Origin of the sequence: Anaerolinea thermophila UNI-1 (genome assembly GCF_000199675.1) — a bacterium.
GTDB classification, from domain to species: Bacteria; Chloroflexota; Anaerolineae; order Anaerolineales; family Anaerolineaceae; genus Anaerolinea; species Anaerolinea thermophila.
Window position 1 is genome coordinate 111781 of record NC_014960.1, and the last position, 13138, is coordinate 124918.

Sequence of the window (13138 nt, forward strand, 5' to 3'; positions counted from 1 at the left end):
ATTCATCCGACCGCCGGGTTTACTGGCGGTTGAATTTGTATCCAGACAGGAGCATGGAAGCCCTATGGAAAAGGCACCCCGCAAAGTGGATGCAGTTGTCGAAGCCGTTCATTACACCCCTGAAGGCAAAATTGATTTTGTCCGTCTGCATGAACGCCGGGGCGCCGTCTTTGGCGACCATATTCTGGTGCGCCGCGAGGACCTGATGCAACGCCTGCGCGCCAAACAGGTGATTTACAGTGGCAGACGCCTTGCCCCCTGGGGAAATCAGTTTGAGTTTGGCGCCCCGCTCAGACTGGTGAATCACAACGGCGGCGAATGGGTGCGCTGTGGCGAGGACGATTCAGCCGAAGCACGGGACCTGCTCAAGGGCGTGCCGGTTCTGTAACCCAGATTGTTTGCCGGGCAGGCAACCGTGAGCGCCCCCTTCCTCTCCATTATCCTCCCCGCCCACAACGAAGAACACCGTCTTCCCCCCGCGCTGGAGAGTTTGCACGCTTTCCTCTCAGCGCAGTCGTTTTCTTTTGAGGTGGTGGTGGTGGAAAACGGCAGTACCGACCGCACCCGTGAGGTGCTGGCGGAGTATGCCGCGCGCTTCCCCTACCTTGTGCCCCTCACCGATGAGCGGCGCGGCAAGGGGTTAGCCGTCCAGCGGGGCATGTTGACGGCGCGCGGGCAGTATCGCATGTTTTGCGATGTGGATTTCTCCATGCCGGTGGAGCAGATTTCGCGTTTCATCCCCCCAGCCCTGCCCGGGGTGGAGATTGCCATTGCCTCGCGCGAAGCCCCCGGCGCGGTGCGCTATGGGGAGCCGGTGGTGCGCCACATCATCGGGCGCGGCTTCAATACCCTGGTGCGCTGGGTAGCCCTGCCCGGCTTGCAGGATACGCAGTGCGGGTTTAAGTGCTTCCGCGGCGACATTGCCGAGCGCATCTTCCCTTTGCAAACCCTGCACGGCTGGACGTTTGATGTGGAAGTGCTGTTCATCGCCCGGCGGTTGGGCTACCGTGTGGTGGAAGTGCCCATCCCCTGGTACTACAACGCCGAGAGCAAAATCCGCGTCCTGCGCGATTCCTACGCCATGTTTGCCGATTTAATCCGCATCCGCCTCAATGCCCGCCGGGGGATGTACGATGGCGCGCCCGCCTCTCGCTGACCTTCCCCACGATCCTACCCTGGCATTTGAGCAAAGCCTCTGGCAGGCTGGCGTACTGCACGTGGCTGGTGTGGACGAAGCCGGACGCGGCGCCTGGGCGGGTCCGGTTGCCGCCGCTGCCGTGATTCTGCCGTCGGGCGACTCCGCTCTGCTGGAACGTCTGCATGGGGTGCGCGATTCCAAGCAGATGACCGCCAAAGCCCGTGAAGGGTTTGCCGAAGTGATTCGCCAAACTGCCCTTGCCTGGGGGGTGGGTTTTGCCAGTGTGGAAGAAATCGAAACGCAGGGCATTGTCCCGGCAACCCGTCTGGCGATGATGCGCGCTCTGCAAGCCTGCGCGCTTTCCCCCACCCATCTGCTGATTGACGCTCTGCGCCTGCCGGAAATTCCTCTCCCCCAAACCAGTCTGATCAAAGGCGATGCACGCAGTTTGAGCATTGCGGCGGCTTCGGTGCTGGCAAAGACCGCCCGCGATGCGCTGATGCGCGACCTTGCCCGCCAGTATCCGCAGTACGGGTTTGAACTCCATAAGGGCTACGGCACTGCCCGTCACCGCGCCGCGCTCGAGCAGTGGGGACCCTGCCCATTGCACCGCCGCACCTACCGCCCGGTCATGCACCTGAGCGACCTGTGGGAAAAGTCCGCGGGCTGAGAGGGCAATCCAGGACCTGCGCCTGCCCATCCATGATATACTTCTTTTATCTTCCCACCGGAGCCAATCCATGGGCTGGAAGGCTCTCTTTCTTCAGCGTTACATCACCCTGAGAGATTTCTGACTGGAATCATTCCGGAAAACCGTTTCTCAAGCGCTGATGCGTCAGCGCCCGCACCTGCGCGTCAACTCGATTGCCTGGAACTCGAATGAAACGGGGGGACATTCATCTGCGTGTGCCTTCCCGAATACTCCCCGCGGGAAAGTCTGTTGAGTCCAATAGAAGGAAAATCTCATGCCTGAAAAAATTTTGATTGCTTATGCCACCAAATACGGTTCCACCGCCGGGATTGCCACAACCCTTGGCGAAGCGCTCGGCGCGCGCGGCTTGCAGGTGGATGTGCGTCCTGTGCGCGAGGTGCGCACGCTGGAAGGCTACGATGCCGTGATTCTGGGAAGCCCTGTCTATATGGGCAACTGGCTTTCCGAAGCCGTAACCTTTGTGCGCACGCATCAAGCCGAACTCAGCCGTTTGCCGGTGGCGCTTTTCACCGTGCACATGCTCAACCAGGGCGAGGACGAAACCAGCCGCGCTGCCCGTCAGGGCTACACCGCCCCCGTACGGACGCTGTAACAAACTTGGTGGAGAAAGGGAAAAAAAGGAAGGGATCCTGTAAGATATTGATATCACAACTCCAGGAGCCCTTCCATGAAGATTATACTCCAACTGCCACAGGTAAAACGAAAAAAGCCTGCTCGTCCGAAGCGCTGTCCATATTGTCAGGGGGAGACATTCCAGCGATGGGGAGTGGAGAAAAGGCGCATCGAGGATGTCAAAGTTCGTCATGTCGAGGTGGTGAGGTATCGATGCACACGGTGCAGGCGCACCTTTCGGGACTATCCGGAGGGGGTAGGCAATGGACGGCACAGTGAACGGTTGAAGAAATTGAGTGTGATCCTGTGGTCACTGGGATTGAGTTATCGCAGGGTAGCCGGGGTGTTGAGGATCTTTGGGCTGAGGCTCAGTCATATGAGCGGGTGGCGGCATGTACAGGCAGAGGGGGAAAAGTTGATGGGGGAATTGAAATGGAAAAGCGTGCGGGTGGTGGGGGTAGATGGAGCCTGGGTGGGAGGCAAAGGAGTGATGGTGGCGGTGGATCTGGGAGATGGTAGTCTGCTGGAGGTTGCCGAGGTAGACGAGAAAGACAGCCGGGCTCTGTTCACCTGGCTGAAACGGTTGAAAGAGATGCATGACATCGGCGCCATCGTGAGCGATGATCTGGCGATCTACAAGCAACTGACCGATGAACTGGAGATAGGGCATCAGGTCTGTCAGTTTCATGTGCGGCGCTGGGTAAAGCATGCTTTGAAGGGGTTACAGGCTGAGTTGGATCCAGCCTGGCAGGGGGTGCTTGAAAAGGTCGAGGAAATCCTGCGCGACCTGCCATTGCATGGAGACCGCCTCTTACACCGCCTGTGGAAATCCCTGCCGGGCAGGAGTACACCACCGGAAGGAAAACGCACGCCCCTGGAAAAACTCCGCGACCTGATCCTGCGCTTATCGCGTGATTGGCAACGCTATGTGGCTTTCTATGCTGATGTGGGTATTCCCTGGACCAATAATCGCACGGAACAGATGATTGGCAGGCTCAAGAGCCGCGCCCAGCAAGCCAGGCGATATAAAACCACCGCCGGGTTGCTCCGCGGAAGCACAGTTGCCTGTCAGTTCTGGGCATGAGCCCTCCCGTAATTCCCTCCTCTCCCCCCGTCTTCTCTCTTCCTTCCTTTTTTCGAAAATTCGCCCACCAATTTTGTTACAGTCTCCCCGTACGGGCGTTATTGCCCGGCGCGCAGGAAATGTTCTTTGCCGGGAAAATTGACTATTACACCCTCTCGTTTTTTGACCGTCTGATTACCCGCCTGGTTGCCAAACAATCCGGTCAATCCAAGCCGGTGAACGATTTGCGCGACTGGGAGAAAATCCGCCGCTGGGCGGAAGAAGTCTTTGCCTGAGGCGGGTAACCCTCACACGGGCGAGCGGAGAATCTCTTGGCGGCGCTGGCGCAGGTGCTCTTCTTCCTGTTCCAGTTGCCGGTAGCGTTGATTGAGGTGGTTCAGCGCGGCAATGAGGGCATCGTGCTGATCGCGGGTGTGCTTCAGCGCGGTGGAGATTTTGCTCTGCACCCACCAGTCCACCAGCAAACCGTCGGCAATCACGTCAAAGAACAGTTCGAATCCGCCCATCTCCAAAGCGGGTTCCCGGCTCACCTGCACATCGCGCAGTTCGCGGGCAAAATGGTTGAGGGCGGCTTGTGCCTGTTCCAGCGCGGCACGGGCATCGTTGAGGCGCGAGTGCTTGAAGGCGCTGATCAGCGCGCCGCCGCCCAGCATGTCCCACACGCCCATCCCGCTGGCGCTTTCCAGCGCGGCAATGGCTTCCTTTAACCTGTCCAGAGCGTTCAACCCGATTTGCAGGGCTTCGCCCACCTCGCGCTTTTCGGCGCGCAAGTCGCTCTGACGCCGGTAGAGGGCTTGCAGTTCCCCGCCCAGAGGATGCTGGCTGGACATGAGCGCCTGTTCCTTCTGACGCAGCAGGTTCTCGAGCCTTTCTTCCATGCCCGCCAGCGACTTCAATTGCGCATCCAGTCCCAGCAAACGGGCTTCGGTTTCTTCAACCGCCCGCTGAGCCTTTTTGATCTGTCCCTCCAGAGACTGAAGTTCCTGGCGCGCGCTGGTGATTTGCTCATCGCGGTCTCCCAGCAGGCTGTGCCAGCCGGCCTGCAACGAGGTGCCCTCCAGCGCCTGCAGGCGTGCTCGGATCTGGCGGGTGCGTGTCTCGAGGTCATCCACTTCGCGGCGCAGACGCTGAAGCGTGTTCTCCAGGGTTTGTTTTTCTTTTATCAGAGCCGTTTTGCGCCGCAGGGTTTCTGCTGTCTCCAGCAATTGCCGGTTGAGGTCTGCCAGCATGCTCCACCTGTCCTTTCGCCTTTAAGATAACACAATCCAGGCTTGAAGGTGGCTCTCTTGACCCTTTTTTGACGCCTTAAGGCAACCCCTGTGTCTCACCCGTATACTTGCGGGGATGCTGTGCGATTGTGACAATGCCCGGGCGGACGCTCAGCCTGCCGGAGCCAGCGGCGGACGCGCGGAATGCCCTACACCGCCAGTTCGCCTTCCATGACAAAGTGGGTCAGTTCCTCCACCGAGAGACCGCGCAAGCCCAGGTTCTCCACCGTCCTGCCGCGCCGCCAGTAATCGGTGTTGTGGACGATGCACGCCAGGCGGATGATGCTGTCCATGCCGCGCACCGAGACGCCGTACTGCATGCCCAGCGAGGCAATCGGCACCAGGCTCATGGGCACGTCCTCGAAAATGTAGCGGTGGTTGAGCGTGGTGGGCGCTTTGATGCCGTAATATCCCGGCTGGTTGTGGATGGCTTCGCGCAGGTCACTGCCCACGGCGTCGTACGCCATCTTCAGCCACTCCAGCGCACTGCGCGCGCGGATGCCCAGCGCCGCCGCCACGGTGATGCGCTCGCGGTCGAGGGCTTCCAGCACCCGCGCCACCGAGGGGGTCACCCCGTCAATGTAAAACTGGTAGTCGCCGTGGGTGGCTTCAATCCACCCGGCGTTGAGCAGGGTCAGGGCGGGGTGGAAGATGGCTCCCATGTTGTTCAAACCGGTCTGCAGGACGTTGCCGCCGTCAATGAACTGCGGATAGACCACATGAATCAAATCCAGCACCTCGTGGGTGCGCTTGGCGGGCAGTGCCGCCAGCGGCACGGCTTCCTTGATGCGGAAGATGCGCGCCTGCGCCGGGCCATCGGAGCGCGAGGCGTAGATGAAGGTCTCGGCTTCGGCAACGGTCACATCGGCTTGACAGCCCGAACGCCGCAGTACCATGACGAACTCAATGGCTCCACAGGTGCGCCCCGGATGCAGAACGACCACCTGCCCGTCCTTCAGGTGCGGCGCCGCCGCGCGGGCAATATCGGCGTGCGCCGAGGACGGCACCACCACCATGATGAGTTGCGCATCCGCCAGGGCTTCCCCCATATCGGAAGTGGCGCATTCCAGTTTGCCAAATCCGCGCGGACCGTATTCCTGGCTCTCCAGGTCAATGCCCCCCCTCTGCTGAATGGCAAAGATGTGATCTGCCGTGCGGTTGAAGAGTTTGACGCGGTGCCCCATCAGGGCTAAATGCGCCGCCATGGCTTTGCCGCCATGTCCGGCGCCAATTACGGTAATCGAAAGCGTTTGGGTCATGTGTGCCTCCCTGAAAGAAACCGGAAAAACCAAAGGGCAAGAGTACCTTGCCCGAAATACCCGTTTTATTCGCGGACGGCGGAAAGGGCTTGTTCCACCCGCTCGCGCTCGCTGAGGGGCTTGCCCTCGGCATCCACCGCCAGGCATTTGCCCTCGATGATGCGGGTGTTGACCCTGCCGGGGGCAAAGCGGTTGTTGCGCAGGTGCGGTGCATCCAGCACCCCCGCGGCGACGGCTTTTGCAAGGGTGGGCGCATGCACCAGCGGATCGGGCACGCCTGCCGGCGCCAGTGCGCGGATGGCGTCCAGCGTCACCTCCAGGTCTGCCAGCAGTTCTTCCTTGCGGGCTTGCACGCGCGGGTCGGCGGTCATGTCGGGCGCGCCGGCAACGGCGTTTTCAATGGCTTTGCGGGCGATGCGGCTGGCTTCGATAACATCCTCGGCGGTGGCGGCATGGTGGGCTTCGGTATGCCCGACAATGTGGACGATGTGCGGCTTGACCGCCATCTGCAGGTAGATGCTTGCTGCCAGGTGTCCGCGCGCCGCCGCCGGCTCCAGCGGGTAACTGAGCAAACCGGTGCGCGTCTGCCGCCAGATGCGGAAGTCCTCGCTGGCAAGCGCCTCGATGGCTTCCAGCACCGCCAGCATGCGCGCCAGGTCCATGGCGTCAGAAAGTCCCGGCGGGCTGTTGAACATCAGTTGGGCGATGTAGTCATGCACGCCAAAGGCGCGGGCGTTGTACGCCGAGAGGTAAGCCGAGGCTACGAACACCGTATCGGGGGCATCGCGCATGCCCCAGTGGTGCGGTTCGTTGAGTTCTACGGGGATGTTGCGCGCGCCGTACCACGCCATCACTTCCTGATGCTCCACGATGGAGCCTTCCAGGTCCCAGGGACCGCGCCCGTCCATCTGATTGAACCAGAAGAGCGGGATGGCGCACCAGGCGTTGTGGATGGTCTCCATGTACATCTCCGCCAGGCGGATGAAGTCGTCGGTGCCGGAGTAGGTGCGCAGAAGGGGATAATTGCCGCGGCGGCTTGCCTGATAGAGCGCGCGGTAATCGTCGGGGGTGCGCACCGGCACGCCGCCCGCGCCGCGGCGGCGGGGGTCCTGCTTTTCGGGCTTGAAGAAGTTTTCCTGCGCGTCCTGATCCACCCCCAAACTGATGACATCCAGCGCGCTGGCTTCGGCAATCTGCTCGATGCCGCGCAGGGTGTCTTCCATGGTGGGCAAGCCAAAGTGGTGGCGCAGAATGGGGTAGGGCGCTTTCCAGCGGATGCGCTCCACGGTGGTCTGCGGCGGGATGGGCTGATTGGACGGGTCGCCGCCTTCGCCGCGCAGGTAGGTCAGCACGGCATCGGGGGTTTCACTGCCGTCAAAGATGCGCTCAAAGAAGCCCAGTTTGCGGGCGCGCTCGGCAACCGGCGGAGTGCCGGCAAAGGCAAAGCGCACCCCGGCGGCGTGCAGGTCGTCGGCGGCTTCGGCAAACTGCGCCAGCAACATCTCGCCCGTTTCGGGTGTCAGGCGGTACGAGACGCCCACCAGATCGGCACGTTCTTTGCGGGCAGTTTCGATGACTTTTTCAACCGGCACGGCGGGACCGAGAAAGACGGTGCGCCAGCCTGCCAGTTCTGCCAGGCGGAGAAAATTCATCACTCCGGCGACATGGACACATTCGCCCAGTGCGGCGGCTACAACGGTTTTCATAAGTTACCTCCTCTTCGCTCAATCTGGCTGATTTGGCTCAAGGGGTTCAGCCAGTTTGGGTGGGTGCTGGAACGGTGCAAAGGATGGGAAAACGACTCTCGTTCCAAAAAACGGCAGGTTTATAGGCAGGACTGCGCTGGCGGATCGGGTATCCAGCGCCAGCGGCACTGCCGGTGAGGGCGCGGAACCGTGCGCGGTAGGGTGTGCCAGAGAATGTGAAGCATGGGTTTCACTTTCCTGAAAAAACCTGCCTGAATGGAGTGGCGGCTGACCGCTGAAAAAATGGATGCTTGAACCCAGCGGTATTTGAAAGAAACGCCTCTGGATTCCTGTACCTGTATTGTACTCGATTTTTGGGCTAATTCGTGCCGTCAAACTCGGAAGCGGTGGCTTGCCCGGGCTGATTAATCCCCTCGCGGCGCAGGACTTTCCACACCGTGAGGATGAGGATTTTCACATCCAGCCAGAACGACCAGTGATCCACGTACCACACGTCCAGGCGGAACTTGTCCTGCCAGGAAAGCGCGTTGCGCCCGTTGATTTGCGCCCAGCCGGTGATGCCCGGCAGGACCTCGTGGCGGCGCATCTGCTCCGGCGTGTACAGCGGCAGGTACTTGACCAGCAGGGGGCGCGGTCCCACCAGGCTCATCTCGCCCTTCAGGACGTTGAACAGTTCGGGCAGTTCGTCCAGACTGGTAGCGCGCAGGAAGCGCCCGAGCGGCGTCAGGCGCTGATCGTCGGGCAGGGGCGTGCCGTCGGGCGCCAGAGCGTCGCGCATGGTGCGGAACTTGTAGAGGGTGAAGACACGCCCGCGGTAGCCCGGGCGCGGCTGGCGGAACAGCACCGGCTTGCCCAAGCCCAGGCGCACCGCCAGCGCGGTGAACAGCAGTACCGGCGAGAGCAAGACCAGCGCCAGCACTGCCAGCGTCAGGTCAAAGAGCCGTTTGGAAAGAGGCACTCCCTGCGGGAAAAGGGGCATGATGGCAAGAATCCTTTAGATGAAGCCAGCGGCAGATTCCGCTCTGTTCTATATTATAATATCCCCGACATCTGAACTTCGAGGTTTCGCCATGTTGTTAACCATCACCATTACCTACTGCGCAGTTTGACACTACACCGAGCGCGCCGTCAGTCTGGCGGCTGAATTGCTGAAGAAGTACGAACCGGAAATCGAACGGCTGACGCTCATCCCCTCGGACGGGGGACGTTTTGAAGTCGAAGTCAACGGCAGGCTGGTTTACTCCAAGTTGAAGACCGGTCGCCATGCCGAACCCGGCGAGGTGGCGGAGCAAATTCAAACCATCCTGGAGAAAGGACAGGTATGAGCAAAAAAGGACGTGTTTTCTCGGGCGCGCGCCCAACCGGACGCCAGCATCTGGGTAACTATCTGGGAGCGATGAAAAATTACGTGGCGCTCCAGAAGGATTATGACTGCATTTACTGCATTGTGGATTTACATGCCCTCACCACGCTTGAGACCACCCGCGATCTCAAGCAGAATACCTTTGAGATGGCGCTGGACTGGCTGGCGGCGGGCATTGATCCGCGCGAGAGCATCGTCTTCATCCAATCCCATGTCCCGCAGGTGACCGAACTGAGTTTGATTCTCTCCATGGTCTCTCCGCTGGGCAAACTGACCGACCTGCCCACCTTCAAAGAGAAGGTGCGCATGCAACCCAACAACGTCAACCTGGGCTTGGTGTCTTACCCGGTGCTGATGACCGCCGACATCGTCCTCTACGAGACCGACATCGTGCCGGTGGGCATTGACCAGGCATCGCACATCGAGTTTGCCCGCGAGACGGTGCGCTCGTTCCACTACCGCTACAACACCACCGTGCTGAAAGAACCCGAAATCAAACTGACCGAAGTGCCCAAAGTGCTCGGCACCGACGGACAGCAGAAGATGAGCAAGAGCCTCAACAACCACATCGAACTGGCGCTCACCCCCGAAGAGACCACCAAAGTGGTCATGACCATGGTGACCGACCCCCAGCGCCAGCGCCGCACCGACCCCGGTAACCCGGACGTGTGCAACGTCTTCTCCATGCACAAGGTCTTCTCCAGCCCCGAAGAGGTGGAGATGATCAACACCGAGTGCCGCCGCGCAGGCATTGGCTGTGTGGATTGCAAGAAACGCTTTGCCGCCAACCTGAACGCTTCGCTGGCGCCCTTCCGCGAGAAGCGCGCCGCGCTGGCACAAAACCCCGATGAAATCTGGGACATCCTGCACGATGGCGCCAACCGCGCCCGCGTCATCGCCGAACAAACCATGGTGAAGGTGCGCGAGGCAGTGGGACTGCCATAATTCTCCGTTTGGGAGGGTGAAAAAGAGATGACAGAATCTGCGGCTCCCAGCCATTTTATCAAAGAAGCCATTGAAGAAGACCTGCGCAGTGGGCGCTTTAACTACGTGCGCACGCGCTTCCCGCCCGAACCCAACGGCTACCTGCACATCGGGCATGCCAAAGCCATCTGCATTGATTTCGGCATGGCAGAAGCCTTTGGCGGCGAGTGCAACCTGCGCTTTGACGATACCAACCCCACCAAAGAAGATACCGAGTATGTGGAAGCCATCAAGGAAGACATCCGCTGGCTCGGCTTTGATTGGGGCGACCGTGAGTACTACGCTTCGGACTACTTCGAGCAGTTGTACGAGTGGGCGGTGGAACTCATCAAGAAGGGGCTGGCGTACGTGGACGACCTCAGCCCGGAAGAAATCCGCGAGTACCGCGGCACGCTCACCGAGCCGGGGCGCGAAAGCCCCTACCGCAACCGCTCGGTCGAGGAGAATCTCGATCTCTTCCGCCGTATGCGCGACGGCGAGTTCCCCGAAGGTTCGCGCACCCTACGCGCCAAGATTGACATGGCGTCTGGCAACATCAACCTGCGCGACCCGGTGATGTACCGCATCCTGCACACCCCGCATCACCGCACCGGCAGTAAGTGGCACATCTACCCGATGTACGACTTTGCCCACGGGCAAAGCGACTCCATCGAGGGCATCACCCATTCGCTGTGCGACCTGGCTTACGAGGATCACCGCCCGCTGTACGACTGGTTCCTCGATGCGCTGGGCATCTTCCATCCGCGCCAGATTGAGTTTGCCCGCCTGAATCTCTCGTACACCATTCTGAGCAAGCGCTACCTGAAGCAGATGGTGGAAAAGGGCGTGGTGCGCGGCTGGGACGATCCGCGTATGCCCACCCTGCGCGGGATGCGGCGGCGCGGCTATCCCCCCGAAGCCATCCGCGATTTCATTGACCGCATCGGCGTGTCCAAGAACGAGTCGCTGGTGGATGTAGCCCTGCTGGAGCACTGCGTGCGTGAAAACCTCAACAAGACCGCCCTGCGGGTGATGGGCGTGCTTGACCCGCTCAAAGTGGTCATCACCAACTACCCCGAAGGGCAGGTGGAGTACCTTGAAGCCATCAACAACCCTGAAGACCCCTCGGCAGGCACGCGGCAAATCCCCTTCTCGCGCGAACTGTACATCGAACGCGAGGACTTCCGCGAAGTCCCGCCGCCCAAGTACTACCGCCTGGCGCCGGGGCGCGAGGTGCGCTTGCGCTACGGCTACTTCATCAAGTGCGAGGAAGTGGTCAAGGACGAGCAGGGCAATGTGGTGGAACTGCGCTGTACCTACGACCCGGCTACGCGCGGCGGCTACGCCCCCGACGGGCGCAAGGTGCAGGGCACGCTCCACTGGGTCTCGGCGGCGCACGCCGTGGATGCCGAGGTGCGCTGGTACGACCGCCTGTTCACCCATCCCACCCCCGATGACGTGGAAGAGGGTAAGTCCTTCCTGGATTACCTCAACCCCGACTCGCTGAAGATTCTCACCGGCTGTAAGGTAGAACCTTCGCTGGCAAATGCACCGGTGGGCGCGCGCTATCAGTTTGAGCGCAAGGGCTACTTCTGCGTGGATCCCGACTCCACGCCGGGCAAGCCGGTGTTCAACCTGACGGTGGAACTGCGCGATACCTGGAGCAAAATCGAGCAGACGCTGAAAAAGTAAGACACGGACAAGGCGTCTTTGTTGCAAACCGCACCCTTCGGCTGACTCAGGGTGCGGTTTGCTTTACGGCGCGTGTTTTGGTGTCATGGTAAGTACCTGCCAGGGTACGAAACCATCTTCCGGAAGCCATTGAAAAAACTCCCGCAGGGTTACCCTGCGGGAGTACGGCTGTTCATTCTTGAGGGAAACGCACATCCACGGTCATGCCCCAGCGCAGGCGCTCGTCGCTCTCCAGCAGACGCACGCGCACGCGGTACACCACGTCGCCACCGCGCTCCAGCGGAAAGAGGGCAATGCGCTCCACCTCGCCCTTCAGGGTCACCTCGGGCAGGGCATCGGGGATGATCTCCACCGCCTGTCCTGCTTTGATCTTCACCACGTCCTTCTCGCTCAAGTCCACCGTTTCGGCGTACCACTCCGAAAGATCAGCCAGCACCAGCACGGTTTGAGCAGGTGCAACGCTCTCGCCGGGCGAGTAACGCACCTCCACCACCGTCCCATCGAAGGGGGCGCGCAGTTCCAGCCGGCTGAGGGCTTCCTTGGCGGCGGCGACGGCCGCCTGAGCCGCCTCTACCCTTGCTTGCGCCAGGGCCAGTTCATCCGGGTCGGGTTTCAACTCTTGACGGGCTTCGTAGGTTCGGCGGGCGTCCTCCAATCGCTGGTTGGCCAGATCCCAGCGGGCGCGCGCCAGTTCGACCTCATTGGTTAACTGGTTCAATTCACGGCTGGCGTCGTTGTAGCGCAGACGGGCCTGCTCCACATCGTCCTCGGCGCGCTTGCGGGTGGGGTTATCGGCGGCCAGGTTGCTGTAACGGCCGAGGGTTTCCTCGCGGTCTTGTAATTCTTGCTGAAGGTCGGCGGCTCGTTCGCGCAGATCGTCAATCCGGTCGCGGGTGGCGCGGGTATCCAGCCGGTCAAAAGCCTGCCAGGCCTGCACGGCTTCGCGTTCGGCTTCGAGCATGGCCACCCGCGCCTGTTCGGCGGTCAGGGCAGCTTTTTTGTTGAGGGTATCCAGCGCCTGCTGGGCGGCTAGCAGTTCGGCTTTGGCCTGAGCCAGGGTTGCCTGTGCCTGGGCGCTTTCCGAAAGCCGCGCCAGCACCTGCCCGGCCTGCACCTGCTCACCTTCGCTGACCAGTACCTCCGCCAGCGTTCCGCCGCTCAGGAAGAACAGGCTGGCGCTGTCGTTGGGGACGAGTTTGGCTTCTGCCAGCACCCCGCCGTTCTCGCTTACCGTGGGGACGGGGGTTGCCTGCGGGGCAGACTGCGCCCACGGCAGGGCGGAGCACCCTGCCAGCCAGAGGACGATCACCGCGCTCAAAATGCTCTTTTTCCAGGTCATAC

14 protein-coding genes are annotated in these 13138 nt (G+C 61.1%); 9 read left to right on the forward strand and 5 right to left on the reverse strand.

Annotated elements, in window-relative coordinates:
* The first annotated feature begins 64 nt into the window (after positions 1–64).
* The 6 genes from ANT_RS00490 (at position 65) to ANT_RS17200 (ending at position 3821) form a co-directional block, all read left to right on the forward strand.
* Positions 65–388, forward strand: a complete 324-nt coding sequence (locus tag ANT_RS00490; protein ID WP_013558530.1) for a hypothetical protein — start codon at positions 65–67, stop codon at positions 386–388.
* Between the two features lie 27 nt (positions 389–415).
* Positions 416–1156, forward strand: coding sequence for a dolichyl-phosphate beta-glucosyltransferase (locus ANT_RS00495; protein ID WP_197534078.1), 741 nt, complete (start codon positions 416–418; stop codon positions 1154–1156).
* Positions 1134–1808, forward strand: coding sequence for a ribonuclease HII (gene rnhB / locus ANT_RS00500; protein ID WP_013558532.1), 675 nt, complete (start codon positions 1134–1136; stop codon positions 1806–1808). The genes ANT_RS00495 and rnhB overlap by 23 nt, the downstream gene beginning before the upstream one ends.
* A gap of 295 nt (positions 1809–2103) precedes the next feature.
* Positions 2104–2442, forward strand: coding sequence for a flavodoxin domain-containing protein (locus tag ANT_RS00505; protein WP_013558533.1), 339 nt, complete (start codon positions 2104–2106; stop codon positions 2440–2442).
* Positions 2443–2517: 75 nt separating this feature from the next.
* On the forward strand, positions 2518–3546 hold the full coding sequence (locus tag ANT_RS00510; protein ID WP_013558534.1) for an IS66 family transposase: 1029 nt from the start codon (positions 2518–2520) through the stop codon (positions 3544–3546).
* Positions 3543–3821 carry a hypothetical protein gene (locus ANT_RS17200; RefSeq protein ID WP_155817939.1) on the forward strand — a complete coding sequence of 93 codons (279 nt, stop codon included), beginning with the start codon at positions 3543–3545 and terminating at the stop codon, positions 3819–3821. Before ANT_RS00510 ends, ANT_RS17200 begins: the two co-directional genes overlap by 4 nt.
* A gap of 12 nt (positions 3822–3833) precedes the next feature.
* Here the strand turns inward: ANT_RS17200 and ANT_RS00515 are convergent, their stop codons facing one another.
* The 4 genes from ANT_RS00515 to ANT_RS00530 all read right to left on the reverse strand — a co-directional run bounded on the left by ANT_RS00515 (position 3834) and on the right by ANT_RS00530 (position 8758).
* A complete protein-coding gene (locus ANT_RS00515) occupies positions 3834–4775 on the reverse strand; it encodes a hypothetical protein (protein ID WP_013558536.1) in 942 nt (313 codons plus the stop codon).
* 188 nt (positions 4776–4963) lie between these two features.
* Entirely contained in the window at positions 4964–6073 is a 1110-nt protein-coding gene (locus ANT_RS00520; protein ID WP_013558537.1) for an NAD/NADP-dependent octopine/nopaline dehydrogenase family protein, read from the reverse strand.
* A 65-nt stretch (positions 6074–6138) separates the two neighbouring features.
* A complete protein-coding gene (locus ANT_RS00525) occupies positions 6139–7779 on the reverse strand; it encodes a cobalamin B12-binding domain-containing protein (protein WP_013558538.1) in 1641 nt (546 codons plus the stop codon).
* Positions 7780–8137: 358 nt separating this feature from the next.
* Positions 8138–8758, reverse strand: a complete 621-nt coding sequence (locus tag ANT_RS00530; RefSeq protein ID WP_041454439.1) for a sugar transferase — start codon at positions 8756–8758, stop codon at positions 8138–8140.
* Between the two features lie 91 nt (positions 8759–8849).
* Between ANT_RS00530 and ANT_RS00535 the strand changes: the two genes are divergently transcribed.
* From ANT_RS00535 to ANT_RS00545, 3 genes are read left to right on the forward strand one after another with little or no spacing between them, the layout of a single operon-like run.
* On the forward strand, positions 8850–9104 hold the full coding sequence (locus ANT_RS00535) for an Rdx family protein (RefSeq protein WP_320408605.1): 255 nt from the start codon (positions 8850–8852) through the stop codon (positions 9102–9104).
* Positions 9101–10087, forward strand: a complete 987-nt coding sequence (trpS, locus tag ANT_RS00540) for a tryptophan--tRNA ligase (protein WP_013558541.1) — start codon at positions 9101–9103, stop codon at positions 10085–10087. The genes ANT_RS00535 and trpS overlap by 4 nt, the downstream gene beginning before the upstream one ends.
* 27 nt (positions 10088–10114) lie before the next feature.
* Positions 10115–11797 carry a glutamine--tRNA ligase/YqeY domain fusion protein gene (locus tag ANT_RS00545; RefSeq protein WP_013558542.1) on the forward strand — a complete coding sequence of 561 codons (1683 nt, stop codon included), beginning with the start codon at positions 10115–10117 and terminating at the stop codon, positions 11795–11797.
* A 172-nt stretch (positions 11798–11969) separates the two neighbouring features.
* On the opposite strand, the gene ANT_RS00550 is transcribed toward ANT_RS00545, so the two are convergent.
* Entirely contained in the window at positions 11970–13136 is a 1167-nt protein-coding gene (locus tag ANT_RS00550) for an HlyD family secretion protein (protein ID WP_013558543.1), read from the reverse strand.
* Between the last annotated feature and the right edge of the window lie 2 nt (positions 13137–13138).

Coding starts and splice junctions, on each gene's coding strand:
- ANT_RS00490 (WP_013558530.1), top strand. CDS start 65: ATGGAAAAGGCACCCCGCAAAGTGGATGCAGTTGTCGAAGCCGTTCAT.
- rnhB (WP_013558532.1), top strand. CDS start 1,134: ATGGCGCGCCCGCCTCTCGCTGACCTTCCCCACGATCCTACCCTGGCA.
- ANT_RS00505 (WP_013558533.1), top strand. CDS start 2,104: ATGCCTGAAAAAATTTTGATTGCTTATGCCACCAAATACGGTTCCACC.
- ANT_RS00510 (WP_013558534.1), top strand. CDS start 2,518: ATGAAGATTATACTCCAACTGCCACAGGTAAAACGAAAAAAGCCTGCT.
- ANT_RS17200 (WP_155817939.1), top strand. CDS start 3,543: ATGAGCCCTCCCGTAATTCCCTCCTCTCCCCCCGTCTTCTCTCTTCCT.
- ANT_RS00515 (WP_013558536.1), bottom strand. CDS start 4,775: ATGCTGGCAGACCTCAACCGGCAATTGCTGGAGACAGCAGAAACCCTG.
- ANT_RS00520 (WP_013558537.1), bottom strand. CDS start 6,073: ATGACCCAAACGCTTTCGATTACCGTAATTGGCGCCGGACATGGCGGC.
- ANT_RS00525 (WP_013558538.1), bottom strand. CDS start 7,779: ATGAAAACCGTTGTAGCCGCCGCACTGGGCGAATGTGTCCATGTCGCC.
- ANT_RS00530 (WP_041454439.1), bottom strand. CDS start 8,758: ATGCCCCTTTTCCCGCAGGGAGTGCCTCTTTCCAAACGGCTCTTTGAC.
- trpS (WP_013558541.1), top strand. CDS start 9,101: ATGAGCAAAAAAGGACGTGTTTTCTCGGGCGCGCGCCCAACCGGACGC.
- ANT_RS00545 (WP_013558542.1), top strand. CDS start 10,115: ATGACAGAATCTGCGGCTCCCAGCCATTTTATCAAAGAAGCCATTGAA.
- ANT_RS00550 (WP_013558543.1), bottom strand. CDS start 13,136: ATGACCTGGAAAAAGAGCATTTTGAGCGCGGTGATCGTCCTCTGGCTG.